This window comes from Stenotrophomonas sp. GD03819, from assembly GCF_029841665.1.
Classification (GTDB): Bacteria; Pseudomonadota; Gammaproteobacteria; order Xanthomonadales; family Xanthomonadaceae; genus Stenotrophomonas; species Stenotrophomonas geniculata.
The window spans coordinates 1-16,722 of the sequence record NZ_JAOCEW010000025.1 but is presented as its reverse complement, the minus strand read 5'-3'; the positions used below and the strand labels follow the sequence as shown (position 1 = coordinate 16,722).

Sequence of the window (16,722 nt, the reverse complement as noted above, 5' to 3'; positions counted from 1 at the left end):
CAGGCAGGCGAGGGGCCGACCCATGATGCGAGCGGGGCTGTTGTTGCTGGGAATGCTGGTTGCAGTACCGGCCTGGGCGGCTGAGCTGACGGTGTCGGCGGCATCGAGCCTGACCGAGAGCTTCCGCGAACTGGGCACCGCCTATGAGAAGGCACACCCGGGAACCAAGGTGGATTTCAACTTCGCCGCCTCCGGCGTGCTGCTGCAGCAGATCAGCCGCGGCGCACCGGTGGATGTGTTCGCGTCGGCCGATGAAACCACGATGGACCATGCCCAGCAGCAGGACCTGCTGGCGGCCGGCACCCGCGAGGTGTTCGCGGTCAATGCGCTGTGGGTGGTGGTGCCGCCGCAGGCCAAGGCTGCGCCGCATACCTTGAAGGACCTGGCCGGTGCTGGTGTGCAGCGCATCGCACTGGGCAACCCGGACAGCGTGCCGGTCGGCCGCTATGCCAAGGGCGCGCTGGAAGCGGCGGGCCTGTGGCCGTCGGTGCAGGGCAGGATCATCACGACGCAGAACGTGCGCCAGTCGCTGGATTACGTGGCGCGCGGTGAAGTGGATGCCGGCTTCGTCTATGCCACCGATGCACAGGCAATGCCCGACCGGGTGCGCCGTGCCTTCGCGGTTCCGGTGCCCGGGCGCATTGCCTATCCGCTGGCGGTGACCAAGGCCAGTACGCAGCCGGTGGAGGCCAGGCGCTTCGCTGCCTTCGTGCGTTCGCCGCAAGGCCAGGCGATCCTGGCCAGGCACGGGTTCGGCACGCCCTGAGGCATGGATCTGGACTGGAGCGCACTGTGGTTGTCGCTGAAGGTGGCCGGCTGGGCCACCGCGATCAATCTGGTGCTGGGCGTGGCACTGGGCGCATTGCTGGCGCGGCGGCGATTTCCCGGCCGTGAGCTGCTGGATTCGCTGCTGACCTTGCCGATGGTGCTGCCGCCGACGGTGCTGGGCTACTACCTGCTGGTACTGATCGGTCGCAACGGCCCAGTCGGCGCATGGCTGCAATCGTGGTTCGGCATCAACCTGGTGTTCACCTGGCAGGCCGCGGTGATCGCGGCGGCGGTGGCCTCGTTGCCGCTGGTGTTCAAGCCGGCGCGCGCGGCGTTCGAGGAAGTGGACGGGCAGCTGGAACAAGCCGCACGCACGCTCGGTGTGTCCGAAGCCGCGGTGTTCTTCCGCATCACGTTGCCGCTGGCCTGGCGTGGCATTCTTGCCGGGCTGCTGCTGGCATTCGCACGCGCCATGGGCGAGTTCGGTGCCACGCTGATGGTGGCGGGCAGCATTCCGGGGCGCACGCAGACGCTGTCGATCGCCATCTACGAGGCGGTGCAGGCCGGTCAGGATGGCAAGGCCAATGCGCTGGTGATCCTGACCTCGGTGGTCTGCATCGTGATCCTGTTGCTGGCTGCGCGGCTGGTGGGCGGACGTCGCCGGGAGCTGCGTGATGTGGCTTGACCTGCAGGTGCAGCGCCGCCTGCGGGCGGCCGGCCAGGATTTCGTGTTGGACGTATCGCTGCAGTGCACGCAGCGGCAGGTGGTGCTGTTCGGACCCTCGGGTGCCGGCAAGAGCCTGACGCTGAAGGCGGTGGCCGGGCTGCTGCGGCCCGGGCAGGGACATGTGCGCGTGCAGGGGCAGACCTTGTTCGATGCGGCCAACGGCGTGGATCTGCCGCCGCAGCGCCGCCGGCTGGGCTACGTGTTCCAGGATTACGCGTTGTTCCCGCACCTGAGCGTGCGCCAGAACGTGGCGTTCGGGCTGGAGCGCGGGTGGTTGAATCCGCGCGCGGGCCAGCGCTTCGATGCGGTGGAGCAGTGGCTGCACGCATTCCGCATCGACACGGTGGGCGATCTGCTGCCCTCGCAGGTCTCCGGTGGCCAGCGCCAGCGCACTGCATTGGCGCGCGCCCTGGTGACGCAGCCCCAGGCGCTGCTGCTGGATGAGCCGTTCTCCGCACTGGACCACGACCTGCGCCAGCACCTGCGCCAGGAGCTGGAAACCGTGCTGGACCGGACCGGCATCCCGTTGTTGTTGATCAGCCACGACCCGCAGGACGTGGCCATGTTCGGCCAGCAGGTGGCGCGCGTGGTGGACGGCCGCATCGTCGGCGATTGACCGGCGCCTGTAGAGCCGAGCCCATGCTCGGCTGCTCTGCGCGACACCGCCAACAGCAGCCGAGCGTGGGCTCGGCTCTACAGGATCAACGGATCAATACAGTTCACAGTGCGTGCGGCCTTCATTCCGCAGCGCGTCCCATTGCCCTGCACCCGCGACGGCATCGATGGCCTCGCGCACCGCGCCTTCCAGGTGGCGCTTGCTGCCGCACAGGTACAGATGCCCACCGCGGGCCAGGACGTCGCGCACTTCGCTGGCGCGCTGCTGCAGCACATGCTGCACATAGACCTTTTCGGTGCCATCGCGCGAGAACGCGGTATGCAGGCCGGCCAGCACGCCACGCGTGTGCCAGTCCTGCAGCTGGTCGCGGTACAGGTAGTCGTGCTGGCGATGCTTCTCGCCGAACACCAGGTGCACTTCACGTTCGCAGGCGTTGGCCTGCAGTTCCTGCATCAGGCCCATCAAGGGCGCGATGCCGGTGCCGGTGCCGACCAGCAGCAGCGGTGCCTCGCCGGTATCGGGCAGGTGGAAGCCAGGGTTGGAGCGGCAGTACACACGGGCATGGTCCCTGCCATGCAGGAGGCTGCCGGTGGCAGTGCCGAAGCGCTCGCGGCCGCGCAGGGTGTAGCGCACTTCGCGCACGCACAGGCTCAGCTGGTCGTCGCACGGGTGCGAGGCGATGGAATAGGCGCGCGGCAGCCGCGGTGACAGCAGTTCGCGCAGCCGGTCCAGCGGAACGCTGTCCGGGGTGGCGTGGTCCTGCAGCACGTCCAGCAGGTCCAGGCCATGCAGGTAGGCGTCCAGCTCGCGCTTCTGGCTGACCTTCAACAGGCCCTTCAGTACCTCGCTGCCACCGAGCCTGGCCAGTTCGCGTAGCACGCCCTTGCTCGGCAGGCGCAGCTCGCGGTCATGCAGGGCGGCCACGGCGGCGGTGTCGCCGTACCAGCTGGCCAATGCCTGCAGCAGGGCAGGGTCATTCTCTGGCACCACGTGCAGGGTGTCGCCCGCGCGGTAGGCCATGCCACTGCCGGCAATGTCCAATTGCAGGTGCCAGGCGGCCGGGTCGCTGCTGTTCAAGCGACGGCGTTCGAGGATGGGGGCGGCGAAGGCATTGTCTTCGCCATAGGCGGTGACCTGCAGGTGCAGGTCACGGCCGGCGCTGAGGTCGCCGTCCAGCACCTGGCCCAGCACCGGCTGCCATTGCTGGAAGAACTGCTCGTAGCCCAGGTCGGCGTCCACGCGGTGCAGCAGCGGCTGCGCCTGGCGCTCGCTCAGCGCAGCATCCAGCGCCTTGGTGAAGCCACAGAAGCTGGGGTAGCCGGTGTCACCAAGGCCGAACACCGCATAGCGCAGGCCGCTCAGCGTCGGGGTCTGGCGCAGTGTTTCGAAGAACTGCTCGCCGTTGGCCGGCGGTTCGCCATCGCCGAACGAACTGGAGATCGCGAGCAGCACGTCGCCTTGGCCGAGGCTGGCCACGTCGATGTCGTTGAACGGGAGCACCTGCGGGCCGTGCGGCTGCAGGTCCGCGCCCAGGCGCTGGGCCAGGGCGCGGGCATTGCCCGACTCGGACGCGAAACCCACCAGCAGGCGGCTGAAGGGCGTACTGGTCGGGAGGGCGTTCACGCGGCCTCGTAGAAGTCGTCGAACTTTTCCTTGCTGAACTCGACCAGGTCGTAGTTCTGCATCAGGTCGTTCACCACGCGGCGGATGCTGATGTACGAGGTGATGTTGCCGTCGGCGTCGAACAGCGGCTGCACGGTGGTATCGACCACATAGAGCACGCCGCCCTTGCCGAGGTTGGGCACGATGCCGGTCCAGGTCTTGCCGGCCTTGATGGTGTCCCACATGTCCTTGTAGACGGCCTTGGGCACATCCGGATGGCGCACGATGCTGTGCGGCTGGCCGATCAGCTCTTCGCGGGCGAAGCCGGTGAGCGTGCAGAACAGGTCATTGGCGTAGGTGATGTTGCCCTGCAGGTCGGTGGTGGAGATCACCATGACGTTCTGCAGCGCATTCACGAGCTGGGCGTTGTCGGGGGTGTAGCTCATCGCAGGGTCCTTGTGGATGCCGGTAACGCCGGCGTGTTCGGGTCCTGCATAGAGATACGCCCGCACGGCGGCGGGCGGTTTGACATTGGTCAAGTGGGTGATGCGATGGCCTGCGACCGGGTGTCGCAGGAAGAATCTCTGTAGAGCCGAGCCCATGCTCGGCTCACGGGGCAAACGGGATTGCCAGCAGCCGGGCGCGGGCTCGGCTCTACGGAAGAGACACGGGCGGGAGGCGGGCGCCTGTCATGTGTACTGAGCTCATGACACCTTGTCACAAAGAAATCGCCATGGCTTCACGGTTGGTTGATCGCATGCAGGGCTATTGTCGTCCTGAGCCTCTCGCTGACGTCCCCCACGTCCTGCGTCGACTTCCCTCCCAGCATCAGCGCCCGTCCGGGCGCCGCTGGCGTCTGTCTGCCTGAAGCATCCGAGATCATCCCCATGGCCCGCGCCGCCCAGTCCGCTTCACCCGTTGCGATCTCTCCGGTCACGCCCGTGCCGATCGGCACCCGCCGTGGCCACTCGCAACCACTGCAGCTGCCGGAACTGGTACAGCGTGTGTTGTTCGTCGCGACCGAGATGGCCGACTTCATCAAGGCCGGAGGCTTGGGCGACGTGGCCGCGGCCCTGCCGCGTGCGGTGCGCGGCGCCTGTGATTCGCGCGTGCTGCTGCCCGGCTACCCGGAAGTACTGCAGCGCCTGCCACAGTTGCAGCGGGTGGGGCAGGTCAGCGCGCGGGCCGGCTTGCCGGCGTGCACGATCGGCATGGCGGTGCAGGCAGACGGTCTTCCGATCTATGTGCTGCTGTCGCCTGAGCTGTACGAGCGTGAAGGATCGCCCTACGTCGACGGGCAGGGCCAGGAGTGGAAGGACAACGCGGTTCGCTTCGCCACGCTCTCACACGCGGCCGCGGAGATCGCGGCCGGGCGTGCCGGGCTGGACTGGTCGCCGCAGCTGCTGCACCTGAACGACTGGCCCGTGGCCATGGCGGCCGCCTACGTGCGTTGGGACCGGACCACCGTGCCGACCCTGCTGACCATCCACAACCTGGCGTACCAGGGGCTGTTTCCGTACGCGCTTGCAGCTGTGCTGGGCGTACCGGCCGAACACCTGGATGAACTGCACTTCCACGGGCAGATGTCGTTCCTGCAAGGCGGGATCACCAACGCCACGCGCCTGAACACGGTCAGCCTGCGCTACGCGCAGCAGATCACCGCCCCGGATGACGGCTGCGGGCTGCATGATCTGTTGGCGCGTCGCGCGGCCGGCGGGCACCTGAGTGGCATCGTCAACGGCATCGACGCCAGCTGGGACCCGCGTCGCGATATCCATCTCAAGGCCCACTTCGGCATTGGTGAGTGGACCGGGCGCGCCACCAATGCGCATGCGGTGCGCAAGGCATTCGGCCTGGCGCCCTCCGCCGGCCCGCTGTTCGCGGTGGTGTCCCGCCTGGTGCACCAGAAAGGCCTGGACATCACCTGCGACGTGGCGCCGCAGATCGTGGCGGCCGGCGGCCAGCTGGTCATCATCGGCGGTGGCGAGCCGCAGGTGGAAGCGCAGGTGCAGGCGCTGGCCCGGCGCTACCCCGGACGGGTGGGCGCATTCATCGGCTTCGAGGAGGCGCTGGCCCGCCAGATGTTTGCCGGCGCCGACTTCCTGCTGATGCCTTCGCGTTTCGAACCCTGTGGGTTGAGCCAGATGTACGCGCAGCGCTTCGGCTGCCTGCCCATCGCGCACGCGACCGGCGGGCTGGTCGATACCGTCGAGGATGGCGTAACCGGATTCCTGTTCCACGGCGCCAATGCCGACGGCCTGCGCCGCTGCGTGGAACGGGCGATGCGCACCTTCCGCCTGCCCGGCCTGCTGCAGGCCATGCGCCGCGCGGCCATGCTGCGGCCGGGCGGTTGGGATGCGGCGGGGCGTGCCTACCTGGCGTTGTACCAGCAGACCTGCCAGGTGGCCGCATGAGTCACGACAGCCTGCATCTGGCCGCCCTGGAGGATGAGACGATCCCGGAGACGGGATTGGATCAGCGGGTCGCGCCGGCGCTGGAGGACCTCGTCCATGCACGACCGGCCGATGCGTTTGCCTGGCTCGGGCCGCACCAACAGCCCGATGGCCAGCGCCAGCTGCGCGTTCTGGTGCCCCACGCGCGTCGCGTGGAGGTGATTGCGGGCCCGGAGCGGCGCTGGGACCTGCAACCGGGCCCCTTGCCTGGCCTGTTCGAAGGTGCAGCAGGTGAAGCGCCCGTGCCGCTGCTCGCCCTGCATTTCGAGCAGGGTGTGGAACAGATACACGATGCCTATTCCTTCGGTCCGCTGCTGGATGAGGCGCTGCTGGAGCGTTTCCATGCCGGCGATGCTGATGCAGCGCGGCAGTTGGGCGCGCTGCCGATGCAGCTGCAGGGCATCGACGGGGTGCGCTTCGCGGTATGGGCCCCCAATGCGCGACGGGTTGCCGTGGTTGGCGATTTCAATGGTTGGGATGGCCGACGCCATCCGATGCGTCTGCGGCATACCGCTGGCGTCTGGGAGTTGTTCCTGCCTGGCGTGCAGCCGGGCGCCCGTTACAAGTTCCGCATTGTCGGGGCTGATCGCCAGGTGATGACCGACAAGTTCGATCCGATGGCGCGCTGGGCCGAGCTGCCTCCCGCGACTGCTTCGCGGGTGCCTTCTGCGGGGCGGATGGAGTGGCACGATGACGCATGGATGGCGGCCCGTCCCCACGCCGGAACCCGCGCGCCACTGTCGATCTACGAGGTGCATGCGGGCTCCTGGCAGCGCAGCGACGAGGGCGCGCCGCTGGACTGGGATGCCCTGGCCGACCGGTTGATTCCGTACGTGGCCGGGCTTGGCTTCACCCACATCGAGCTGCTGCCGGTGAGCGAGCATCCCTTCGGCGGTTCCTGGGGCTACCAGCCGCTGGGGATCTACGCGCCGACGGCGCGCCACGGCACGCCGCAGGCCTTCGCGCGCTTCGTGGACCGCTGCCATCAGGCCGGCATCGGCGTGATCGTGGACTGGGTGAGCGCGCACTTCCCCAACGATGCCCATGGCCTGGCCGGGTTTGATGGGACCGCGCTGTACGAGCACGCCGACCCGCGCGAAGGCGTGCACGCCGACTGGGACACGCTGATCTACAACTATGGCCGCAACGAAGTGGCTGCCTACCTGATCGGCAGTGCGCTGGAATGGGTGGAGCGCTTCCATATCGACGGTCTGCGCGTGGACGCAGTAGCGTCGATGCTGTACCGGGATTACAGCCGTGCCGAGGGGGAGTGGATACCCAACGAGCAGGGCGGACGCGAGAACCTGCAGGCGGTCGCGTTCCTGCGGCGGATGAACCAGACGCTGCGCGAGCGCTTTCCGGACGTGCTGGTGATCGCCGAGGAATCCACCGCATGGCCAGGGGTGACCGCGCCGGTGGAGCAGGGCGGACTTGGTTTCACCCACAAATGGAACATGGGCTGGATGCACGACACCCTGCAGTACCTGGGGCGCGATCCGGTTCATCGCCAGCATCATCATAGTGAGATCAGCTTCGGCCTGGTCTACGCCTTCTCCGAACGGTTCGTGCTTCCGCTTTCGCATGACGAGGTGGTGCACGGCAAGGGGGCGCTGCTGGCCAAGATGGCGGGCGAGCCGGCGCAGCGGCCGGCCCAGCTCCGCGCGTACTACGGTTTCATGTGGGCGCACCCGGGCAGCAAACTGCTGTTCATGGGCGGCGAGTTCGGCCAGGGACAGGAGTGGTCGCACGATGCGGCACTGGACTGGGTACGGGCGGCCAGCAGTGAGGGCCAGGGCCTGTCACGCCTGGTGGGCGACCTCAATGCCGTGCTGCGTTCCGAACCTGCGTTGCATCGCGACGAACGCGACGAACGCGGTTTCGACTGGAGCGTGGCCGACGACAGCCGCAACAGCGTCTACGCCTTCATCCGCCGGGATCCTGCCGGTAGCGGCCGCACCCTTCTGGTGGTGAGCAACTTCACTCCGGTGCGTCGCGACGGCTACCGGGTCGGCGTGCCGCAACCGGGGTGTTGGACCGAACGGCTCAACACCGACAGCGCGTATTACGGTGGCGGCAATGCGGGAAACCTCGGTGCAGTGCATACCGAGTCGAGGCCGATGCACGGCCACGCCCAGTCGCTGCGGCTGACCCTGCCGCCGCTGTCCACGCTGTACCTGCAGGTTGATGCATGACCACAGTGGCCCCGCGCCTGGGCGCTTGGCCGGTGGCCGGTGACGGGGTGGAGTTCCGCGTGTGGGCACCGGACGCAAGGACGATGGCGCTGTGCCTGCGCGGCACGCAACAGCCGATGCAACGTGACCCGGACGGCTGCCACTGGCTGCGGACACCGGCATCGCATGGCGACCGCTACCGTTTTCGCCTTCCTTCCGGTCAGGACGTGCCCGACCCGGCCTCGCGCTGGCAGCCGGACGGCATCGACGGAGACAGCGCGGTGGTGCTGGACACGGCCATGGCGCAACCCGCTTGGCGCGGGCATGCCTGGCAGGATCTGGTGATCTATGAAGCACACATCGAGGCCGGCGGCGGCTTCGCGGCGTTGACCGCGCAGCTGCCGATGCTGGCCGCGCTGGGCATCACCGCCATTGAACTGATGCCGGTCGCGCAGTTTCCCGGCCAGCGCAACTGGGGCTACGACGGCGTGTTCCCGTATGCGCCGGCCCATGCCTATGGCGGGCCGGCAGCGCTGAGGGCCTTCATCGAAGCGGCGCACGATGCAGGGCTCTCGGTGCTGCTGGATGTGGTCTACAACCACTTCGGACCACAGGGCAACCACCTGCGCGACTACGCGCGCGGGTTCTTCCGTGACGACCGCAGCACGCCGTGGGGCGAGGCCATCGACTTCCGCCAGCCCTGGGTGCGGCGCTTTTTCATCGACAACGCGCTGATGTGGTTGCGCGACTACGGCTTCGATGGCCTGCGCCTGGACGCGGTGCACGCCATTGACGATGACGGTTTCCTCCAGCAGCTGGCCGATGAGGTACGTGCGGTGGCCCCGCACGCGCACCTGGTGCTGGAGAACGAGCGCAACCAGGCGCGGTGGCTGCGCGGCGCCTACCAGGGGCAGTGGAACGATGACTTCCACAATGCGCTGCACGTGATGCTGACCGGCGAGCAGGAGGGCTATTACGCGGCCTATGCCGGTCGCGCCGAAGCACTGCTGGCGCGCTGCCTGGCCGAAGGATTCGCCTGGCAGGGTGAACCGGACCTGCGCGGCGATCCCCGCGGCGAACCCAGCGCCGACCTGTCTCCCGCGTGTTTTGTGGCATTCGCGCAGAACCACGACCAGGTAGGCAACCGTGCTTTCGGCGAGCGCTTGTCGATGCTGGTGGATCCGGCGCGGCTGCGTGCGGCGCTGGCGTTGACCCTGCTGACGCCGATGATCCCGCTGCTGTTCATGGGCGAACCGTGGCAGGCGCAATCGCCGTTCCTGTTCTTCACCGACTACGCGCCGCCGCTGGACGAGGCGGTGCGCGAAGGGCGTCGCCGCGAGTTCGCTGGTTTCAGCGCCTTTGCCGACGCCGCCGCGCGCGCGCGTATTCCCGACCCGAACGACCCGGCCACCCTGCAGGCGTCCTACACGTCGCCGCCCGGCGATGATTCCTGGTCGCAGGACTGGCTGCGCTGCACGAGCGGGTTTCTGGCACTGCGCAGGCGCTATCTGCAGCCCGGGTTGCTGCAGGCGCGGTCGTTGGGTGCGCGCGTGCTGGGCGAAGGCGCGGTGCAGGCGGGCTGGCAGCTGCCGTCGGGCCAGTGGTGGATCGCGGTCAATGTCGGCCCGTCGCCGGTGGTGCATGCGATGCCGGCCGGGGAGCACGTTGTGGGGCCGGACGCTGCCACGTTGCTGCCCGCAGGCGGCGGCGTGCTTGCCTGTTGGGTCGCCGCATGAGTACCGATGCGGCGGTTCTGGAGGCGGCACGGCGCGCGGGCCTGCTGGTTCGCTGGACCGACGTGGCCGGTGTCGAGCGCGAGGTCGCACCGGACGTGCTGCGCGCGGTGCTGGAGGGGCTGCAGGGCGATGCAGCGCCCGAGCACGGTGGCCTGCGCACGGCCTGCTGTGGACAGCTGCTGGCGATGCCGGACGCAGCCGGCGCAGCGTGCTGGGTGGATGAGCATGGCGCAGTGCTGCCGGCACGCGCCGATGCGCAAGGGCGCTGGCGCGTGCCGGACCAGCCGGGTTACTGGCAGTGGCGCCGGGGCGACCGGCAACAGGCGGTTGCGGTGGCGCCACAACGTGCCTGGTGGCCGCAGGGCACGCTGCGCGGCTGGGGCCTGTCGGCGCAGGTCTACAGCCTTCGCGCCTCTTGCGACGCTGGCATCGGTGACAGCGCCGGCTGTGCACGATGGAGCGAACTGCTGCACCGTCACGGCGGCGATGCAGTGGCGTTGAGCCCGCTGCATGCCGGCTTGCCACCTGGGCCAGGCTACAGCCCCTATTCGCCCAGCGACCGGCACTGGCTCGATCCACTGCAGGTGTCCCTGCCGCAGGTACTGCCGGAGGCAGCCGACGCCGTGCTGGCTGAAGACCAAGCACTGGCGACGGCAGTTGCAGCCGCCACCGCAGCGCGCCGCATCGACTGGCCGCACTCGGCGGCGTTGAAGTGGCGCTGGCTGCGCCAGGTGCACCAGTGGCTGCGGCAGCAGGCGCCGGCACAGTGCGAACAGATGCAGACGTGGCGCGATGCGCAAGGCGAACCCCTGCTGCGCTATTGCCAGCACGCCGCCGACCGGTTCACTGGAAGCGCCGACGACCATGCGTTTGCGCAATGGTTGGCGCGGCAGGGCTGGGCGCAGGTGCAGGCGGGATTGCGCAACGACGGCGCGTCGATCGGGCTGATCGCGGATCTGGCGGTGGGTTGCGCACCGCAGGGCGTCGAGGCGCGGACCGGCGGCGACCAACTGCTGCAGGGTCTTGAACTGGGCGCGCCGCCGGATGCGTTCAATCCGCTGGGCCAGGCCTGGGGTATCACCAGCTGGTCACCCTTCGCCCTGCAGCGCGAGGGCTTTGAGCCGTTCATCCGCGTGCTGCGCGCTGTGATGGCCGGCCGTGGCGGGCTGCGCATCGACCATATCCTTGGCCTGCAGCGCCTGTGGGTGCTTCCCCGCGGGGCGGGCGCCGGGCAGGGCGTTTACCTGCGCTATCCGTTCGATGATCTGATCAACCTGCTGGTGCTGGAATCGTGGCGGCATCGCTGCGTGCTGATTGGTGAAGACCTGGGCGTGGTGCCGCCGGGCGTTCGCCAGCGGCTGGCAGCCCGCGGCATCCTGGGCATCGAGGTGCTGCCGTTCGCCCGCAACGGTGAGCGCTTCCTGCCGGCGCCACGGTGGCGCCGCGATGCGGTGGCCATGCCCTCCACCCATGATCTGCCACCGCTGTCCGGCTGGCTGCACGGGCGCGACCTGCGCTGGCGTGCCCGCCTGGGTGAGCTGAGCGGGCTTCCGTCGGCGCTGCACGCGCGCTCCAGAGAGGTCCAGGCGCTGTCCGCAGTCGCCCGGGGCGAGGGGGCCACGCTTGAAGCGCGTGCGCTGTCGCTGGTCGCGCACGCATCGTCACGGCTGGCGCTGCTCCCGCTGGAAGACGCCCTGGGCAGTCGCGCGCAGGTGAACCTGCCGGGCACCGTCAACGGCCATCCGAACTGGCGCCGGCGGCTACCGCTAGCGTGGGACCAGGACGCGGTTGACGCACGTATTGCCCGCTTCAGCGCCACGCGGCGGAGGGAGCGGCGATGACTCCATTGCGTGCCACCGTACGCCTGCAATTGCATGCAGGCTTCGACCTCGAGGCCGCCGCGACGAAGCTGCCGTACTACGCCGCGCTGGGCGTCAGCCACCTTTACCTGTCGCCGATCACCGCTGCGCTGCCCGGGTCTACGCATGGCTACGATGGCATCGACCCGGCCCGCATCAATCCGGAACTGGGCGGCGAAGAAGCCTTCCGGCAACTGGCCACAGCGACGCGCGCGCACGGCATGGGCCTGATCCTCGACATCGTACCCAACCATCTGGCGGCGTCCCCGCACAGCCATTGGTGGAACGATGTGCTGATGCACGGGCGTCGAAGCCCGCACGCAGAATGGTTTGACATCGACTGGGAGGCGCCGGGCTGCGAGGGCCGGCTCTGGCTGCCTGCACTGGACCGGCCGTTGCACGACGCGGTGCGCGATGGCGTAGTGCGCGTGGTGGTGGACAACGCGCGTCCCGTGCTGCGCCACCACGGGCTGGCGTTGCCCTTGTCGCCGCGCAGCCATCCACTGGACCCCGCGCAGTGGCCGGCGTGGGCCGAGCGCTGCAACCGCAGCGTTGAACGGCTGCATACGCTGCTGCAGCGGCAGCACTACCGGCTGGCCTGGTGGCGCACGGCGGGCGATCAGGTGAACTACCGGCGCTTTTTCGATATCAATGAACTGGCCGCGCTGCGGGTGGAGCGTGACGACGTGTTCGAGGCGGTGCATGCGCTGCCGCTGCGGTTGGTACGCGAGGGACGGGTGGACGGCCTGCGTATCGATCATGTGGATGGCCTGTCCTCCCCGGGCGCCTACCTGCGGCGCCTTCGTGAATCGCTCGACGCAGCCTGTGCGGCCGGCGGTCGTGATCCGCAGGCGGTGAGCCTGCATGTGGAGAAGATACTGGCCGAGGGCGAGCAGCTGCCCGACAGCTGGGCCTGCGACGGTACCACCGGCTATGACTTCATGGACCAGACCGGTGCCTGGTTGCACGATCCGGCGGCTGCCCCCGCGCTCTCGCGCACGTGGCAGGCGCTGGGCGGTGACTCGCGCAGCTTTGACTGGATTCAGCAGGACGCTCGCGGCATGATGTTGCGCCAGGGCCTTCACGCAGACTTCCAGCGGCTGCTGCGCAGTGCGCAGCAGGTCCTGCAGCCCCGGCTGGCCGAGGCCGATATCGGAGTGGCTGCGCTGGCACGCGCATTGGCTTCATTGCTGCGGCATTACCGCACCTACCGGCCCTATTCGCTGCAGTGGACGGGTGAACGAAAGGCGCTGGTGGACGCTGCAGCTGCTGCGCGCGAGGCGCTGGACGGTGCGGCACGCGCCGCGCTGGATCTGCTGCTGCAGGCACTTCCCGGCCAGGCGCCGGCTGAAACCGAGCTGCGTGTACGGTTCGGGCAGCTGGCCGCGCCGTTGAATGCCAAGTCGGTGGAAGACACAGGCTTCTATCGTTACTTCAGGCTGCTGTCGCGCAACGAAGTCGGCAGTGATCCGCAGCGGCTGGGCATGGAAGGGCGCGAGCTGCTGGAACATGCAGCCGGGCGCCTGCGGCGCCATCCCAGGGCGCTGCTTGCGCTGGCCACCCACGATCACAAGCGCGGGGCCGACAGCCGGGCACGGCTGGCGGTTCTCAGTACCTGCACGGTCGAGTGGCGGGACGCGGTGCGGCGCTGGAGCCGGATGGCGACCCACGCCGGCGCGCCGATGCCGTTGCCGGGTGCCGAGACCTATGCGCTATGGCAGGCGCTCGTCGCCGCGTGGCCGATGCACGGTACCCCCGGCGCCGACTTCGCATCGAGGATGGTGCAATGGCTGACCAAGGCATTGCGCGAGGGTAAACGGGTCAGCAGCTGGTCCGATCCCAACGTGGCCGTGGAGGAGGCCGCCGCGCAGTGGCTGCACGCGCTGCTGGATGGAGCGCCATTGCAGCCGGTGCGGGAGGCGCTGGCGACGTTCGTGGCGCGCATCGCGCCGGCGGGCGCCTGCAACGGCCTGGCACAGCTGTGCCTGCAGCACTGCCTGCCCGGCGTGCCCGACCTCTACCAGGGCGGCGAAGGCTGGGACCTGAGCCTGGTGGACCCGGACAACCGGTACGCGGTGGACTATCCGGCGCGGCACGCGTGGCTGCGTGATGCGCGCGGGTGGCCCGCGCTGCTGGATGACTGGCGGGACGGTGGGATCAAGGCATTCCTGCTCCGGCAGTTGCTCGATTGCCGCCGCAGGCACCCGCATCTTTTCCTGCACGGCGCGCTGCAGCCGCTGTCCGCGCCTGCGCGCTCGCCGTGGCTGGCGTTCACGCGCAGGCATCAGGCGCAGGTGCTGCTGGTGGTCGTACGGCGAAGTTCGCCCACCACCATGCCGGGGCCCAGCCTGCACATTCCGCGCGACGTCGGCAGCGGCGTGACGCTGCGTGGGCTGCCGGCAGGCCCCATGCGCAATGTCCTGGACGGGCGCATCGAACATTTCAACGCAACCGCGGACGTGGCCGGGCTTCTGGCTGGCAGCCCGTTGGCGATATGGATCAACGAGGAGACAGGTAGGGATGGACAGCAGGGAACGACGGCAGCGGATTGAGGCACTTGCCCACCAGATCTGGGAGGCAGAAGGGCGCCCGGACGACCAGCAGCAACGGCACTGGCACATGGCCGAGCGGCTGGTGGAAGCCGAGATTGCCGCCGCGCGCGGGGAGGAGGGCACTGATGGCGAGCCGTAAGTGGACGCAGACCTCGCGGGTGCGCGAAGGCCGGCCGTTCCCGCTGGGGGCGACCTGGGACGGATTGGGTGTGAACTTCGCGCTGTACTCGCGGCACGCCACGCGGGTGGAACTCTGCCTGTTCGATGGACGCAACCGCGAAGTGGAACGCATCGCGCTGCCCGAGTACACCAACGAGATCTGGCATGGTTACCTGCCGGACGTGCGGCCCGGGCAGCGTTACGGCTACCGGGTGCACGGCCCGTATGCGCCGGAAGAGGGCCATCGCTTCAATCCCAACAAGCTGCTGCTGGACCCCTACGCCAAGCAGATCGTCGGCGAACTGAAGTGGGCCCCCCACCTGTTCGGCTACACCCTGGGTCACCGCGATGGCGATCTCAGTTTCGACCGCCGCGACAGCGCCAGCTACATGCCGCGCTGCGCCGTGATCGACCCGGCCTTCAGCTGGGGTGTCGAGCGTGCACCTGCCACGCCCTGGGACCGGACCGTGATCTACGAAGCGCATGTGCGCGGGCTGACCATGCAGCATCCCGATGTCCCGCAGGCCGAGCGTGGCACCTTCTCTGCCCTGCGCCATGACGCAGTGGTCGACCACCTCAGCCATCTGGGCGTGACCGCCATCGAACTGCTACCCGTGCACGCATACGTCGATGACCAGCAGCTGCTCGAGCGCGGGCTGCGCAATTACTGGGGGTACAACACCATCGGCTTCTTCGCGCCGCAGCCTCGCTACCTGTCGCTGGGCATCGTGGCCGAGTTCAAGCAGATGGTCGCGCGGTTGCACAATGCCGGCATCGAAGTGATCCTGGACGTGGTCTACAACCACACCGCCGAAGGCAATGAGCTGGGCCCTACGCTGTCGTTCAAGGGCATCGACAACGCCAGCTACTACCGCCTGGCCGATGATCGCCGCTACTACATCAACGATACCGGCACCGGAAATACGTTCGACCTGACCAATGCCGGTGCGCTGCGCATGGTCATGGACTCGCTGCGCTACTGGGTGACCGAGATGCGGGTGGATGGGTTCCGCTTCGACCTGGCAACCATCCTCGGCCGCGAACGGCATGGCTTCGACGCTTCGGGCAGCTTCCTCGATGCGGTACGCCAGGACCCGATCCTGAGCCAGGTGAAGCTGATTGCCGAGCCCTGGGACATCGGCCCGGGCGGCTATCAGCTGGGCCAGTTTCCGCCGGGCTGGGCCGAGTGGAACGACCGCTTCCGCGATACGGTGCGCGCGCTGTGGCGCGGCGATGGCGGCCAGCTGGCGGAGTTTGCCACGCGCTTCACCGGCTCGGCCGACCTGTTCGAACACCACGGCAGGCGGCCGTCGGCCAGCATCAATCTGGTGACGGCGCATGATGGATTCACCCTGCACGATCTGGTGAGCTACAACGATCGCCACAACGAGACCAACGGAGAGGACAACCGTGATGGCCATTCGCACAACCTTTCCTGCAACCATGGCGTGGAGGGTGAGACCGATGATCCGGAGATTCTCTCCCTCCGTGCGCGGCAGATGCGCAACCTGCTGGCCACGCTGCTGCTGGCGCAGGGCACCCCGATGCTGCTCGCCGGGGATGAGTTCGGCCATTCGCAGCAGGGCAACAACAACGCCTACTGCCAGGACAACCCGCTGAGCTGGATCGACTGGGAGCGCGCAGCATTGCCGGCTGCACAGGCGCAGGTGGCGTTCGTGCGGCGGGCGCTGTCACTGCGCCGGCGCTACGGCCTGCTGCGCCGGAACCGGTTCCTGCGCGGCGAATACGATGAGGCGCTGGGCCTGCGCGATATCGACTGGCGGCATCCAGATGGTCGCGGCATGGAGGAAGCGGACTGGCATGACGCAGGGCTGCGTGCGCTACTGATCGTACTGGACGGTCGCAGTCCGGACAGTGGCCTGCGCGAGCCCGGGCGGCATGTCAGCCTGGCCCTGCTGTTGAACGCCGGGGAGCACCCGCAGCGGTTCTGTGTGTCAGACGACGCCCTGTCGTTCCGGCGCGTACTCCTGCAGACCGACGAAACGCCGTTGGAGCCGGATGAGGAAGGCGCCTGGACGCTGCCGCCGCGCAGCCTGTGCCTGCTGGCGGCAAGCAGCA

Annotated in this window: 12 protein-coding genes; 10 read left to right on the top strand and 2 right to left on the bottom strand. The window is 68.5% G+C overall.

The window, feature by feature from the left end:
- Positions 1 to 22: 22 nt before the first annotated feature.
- Genes modA through N5D45_RS15305 form a run of 3 tightly spaced genes read left to right on the top strand, consistent with a single transcriptional unit; the run spans position 23 to position 2,111 of the window.
- Positions 23 to 766: a molybdate ABC transporter substrate-binding protein gene (gene modA, locus N5D45_RS15315; RefSeq protein ID WP_057503709.1), complete on the top strand. Its 744-nt coding sequence runs from the start codon at positions 23 to 25 to the stop codon at positions 764 to 766.
- A 3-nt stretch (positions 767 to 769) separates the two neighbouring features.
- Positions 770 to 1,453 carry a molybdate ABC transporter permease subunit gene (modB, locus tag N5D45_RS15310; protein ID WP_197657005.1) on the top strand — a complete coding sequence of 228 codons (684 nt, stop codon included), beginning with the start codon at positions 770 to 772 and terminating at the stop codon, positions 1,451 to 1,453.
- Positions 1,443 to 2,111: an ATP-binding cassette domain-containing protein gene (locus N5D45_RS15305; RefSeq protein ID WP_164191801.1), complete on the top strand. Its 669-nt coding sequence runs from the start codon at positions 1,443 to 1,445 to the stop codon at positions 2,109 to 2,111. The genes modB and N5D45_RS15305 overlap by 11 nt, the downstream gene beginning before the upstream one ends.
- 93 nt (positions 2,112 to 2,204) lie before the next feature.
- Here N5D45_RS15305 and N5D45_RS15300 read toward each other — a convergent pair whose 3' ends face one another.
- A complete protein-coding gene (locus N5D45_RS15300; RefSeq protein ID WP_197657006.1) occupies positions 2,205 to 3,734 on the bottom strand; it encodes a sulfite reductase flavoprotein subunit alpha in 1,530 nt (509 codons plus the stop codon).
- The gene (locus N5D45_RS15295; RefSeq protein ID WP_197657007.1) at positions 3,731 to 4,159 is read right to left on the bottom strand and encodes a PAS domain-containing protein; all 429 of its coding nucleotides are present in this window, start codon (positions 4,157 to 4,159) and stop codon (positions 3,731 to 3,733) included. The genes N5D45_RS15300 and N5D45_RS15295 overlap by 4 nt, the downstream gene beginning before the upstream one ends.
- A 441-nt stretch (positions 4,160 to 4,600) precedes the next feature.
- Between N5D45_RS15295 and glgA the strand changes: the two genes are divergently transcribed.
- The 7 genes from glgA to glgX all read left to right on the top strand — a co-directional run.
- Entirely contained in the window at positions 4,601 to 6,127 is a 1,527-nt protein-coding gene (gene glgA, locus N5D45_RS15290; RefSeq protein WP_082587881.1) for a glycogen synthase GlgA, read from the top strand.
- A complete protein-coding gene (locus N5D45_RS15285) occupies positions 6,124 to 8,358 on the top strand; it encodes a 1,4-alpha-glucan branching enzyme (protein WP_279939249.1) in 2,235 nt (744 codons plus the stop codon). Before glgA ends, N5D45_RS15285 begins: the two co-directional genes overlap by 4 nt.
- A complete protein-coding gene (treZ, locus tag N5D45_RS15280; protein WP_057503716.1) occupies positions 8,355 to 10,073 on the top strand; it encodes a malto-oligosyltrehalose trehalohydrolase in 1,719 nt (572 codons plus the stop codon). Before N5D45_RS15285 ends, treZ begins: the two co-directional genes overlap by 4 nt.
- The gene (locus N5D45_RS15275) at positions 10,070 to 11,914 is read left to right on the top strand and encodes a 4-alpha-glucanotransferase (RefSeq protein ID WP_057503717.1); all 1,845 of its coding nucleotides are present in this window, start codon (positions 10,070 to 10,072) and stop codon (positions 11,912 to 11,914) included. Before treZ ends, N5D45_RS15275 begins: the two co-directional genes overlap by 4 nt.
- Positions 11,911 to 14,484, top strand: a complete 2,574-nt coding sequence (gene treY / locus N5D45_RS15270; protein WP_057503718.1) for a malto-oligosyltrehalose synthase — start codon at positions 11,911 to 11,913, stop codon at positions 14,482 to 14,484. The genes N5D45_RS15275 and treY overlap by 4 nt, the downstream gene beginning before the upstream one ends.
- Positions 14,453 to 14,623: a DUF2934 domain-containing protein gene (locus N5D45_RS15265; RefSeq protein WP_080352942.1), complete on the top strand. Its 171-nt coding sequence runs from the start codon at positions 14,453 to 14,455 to the stop codon at positions 14,621 to 14,623. The genes treY and N5D45_RS15265 overlap by 32 nt, the downstream gene beginning before the upstream one ends.
- The coding region (glgX, locus tag N5D45_RS15260; protein WP_279939248.1) for a glycogen debranching protein GlgX at positions 14,610 to 16,722 on the top strand (2,113 nt) is incomplete at its 3' end. The genes N5D45_RS15265 and glgX, both read left to right, overlap by 14 nt.

Coding starts and splice junctions, on each gene's coding strand:
- N5D45_RS15275 (WP_057503717.1), top strand. CDS start 10,070: ATGAGTACCGATGCGGCGGTTCTGGAGGCGGCACGGCGCGCGGGCCTG.
- N5D45_RS15265 (WP_080352942.1), top strand. CDS start 14,453: ATGGACAGCAGGGAACGACGGCAGCGGATTGAGGCACTTGCCCACCAG.
- N5D45_RS15285 (WP_279939249.1), top strand. CDS start 6,124: ATGAGTCACGACAGCCTGCATCTGGCCGCCCTGGAGGATGAGACGATC.
- N5D45_RS15305 (WP_164191801.1), top strand. CDS start 1,443: ATGTGGCTTGACCTGCAGGTGCAGCGCCGCCTGCGGGCGGCCGGCCAG.
- modB (WP_197657005.1), top strand. CDS start 770: ATGGATCTGGACTGGAGCGCACTGTGGTTGTCGCTGAAGGTGGCCGGC.
- treZ (WP_057503716.1), top strand. CDS start 8,355: ATGACCACAGTGGCCCCGCGCCTGGGCGCTTGGCCGGTGGCCGGTGAC.
- modA (WP_057503709.1), top strand. CDS start 23: ATGATGCGAGCGGGGCTGTTGTTGCTGGGAATGCTGGTTGCAGTACCG.
- treY (WP_057503718.1), top strand. CDS start 11,911: ATGACTCCATTGCGTGCCACCGTACGCCTGCAATTGCATGCAGGCTTC.
- N5D45_RS15295 (WP_197657007.1), bottom strand. CDS start 4,159: ATGAGCTACACCCCCGACAACGCCCAGCTCGTGAATGCGCTGCAGAAC.
- glgA (WP_082587881.1), top strand. CDS start 4,601: ATGGCCCGCGCCGCCCAGTCCGCTTCACCCGTTGCGATCTCTCCGGTC.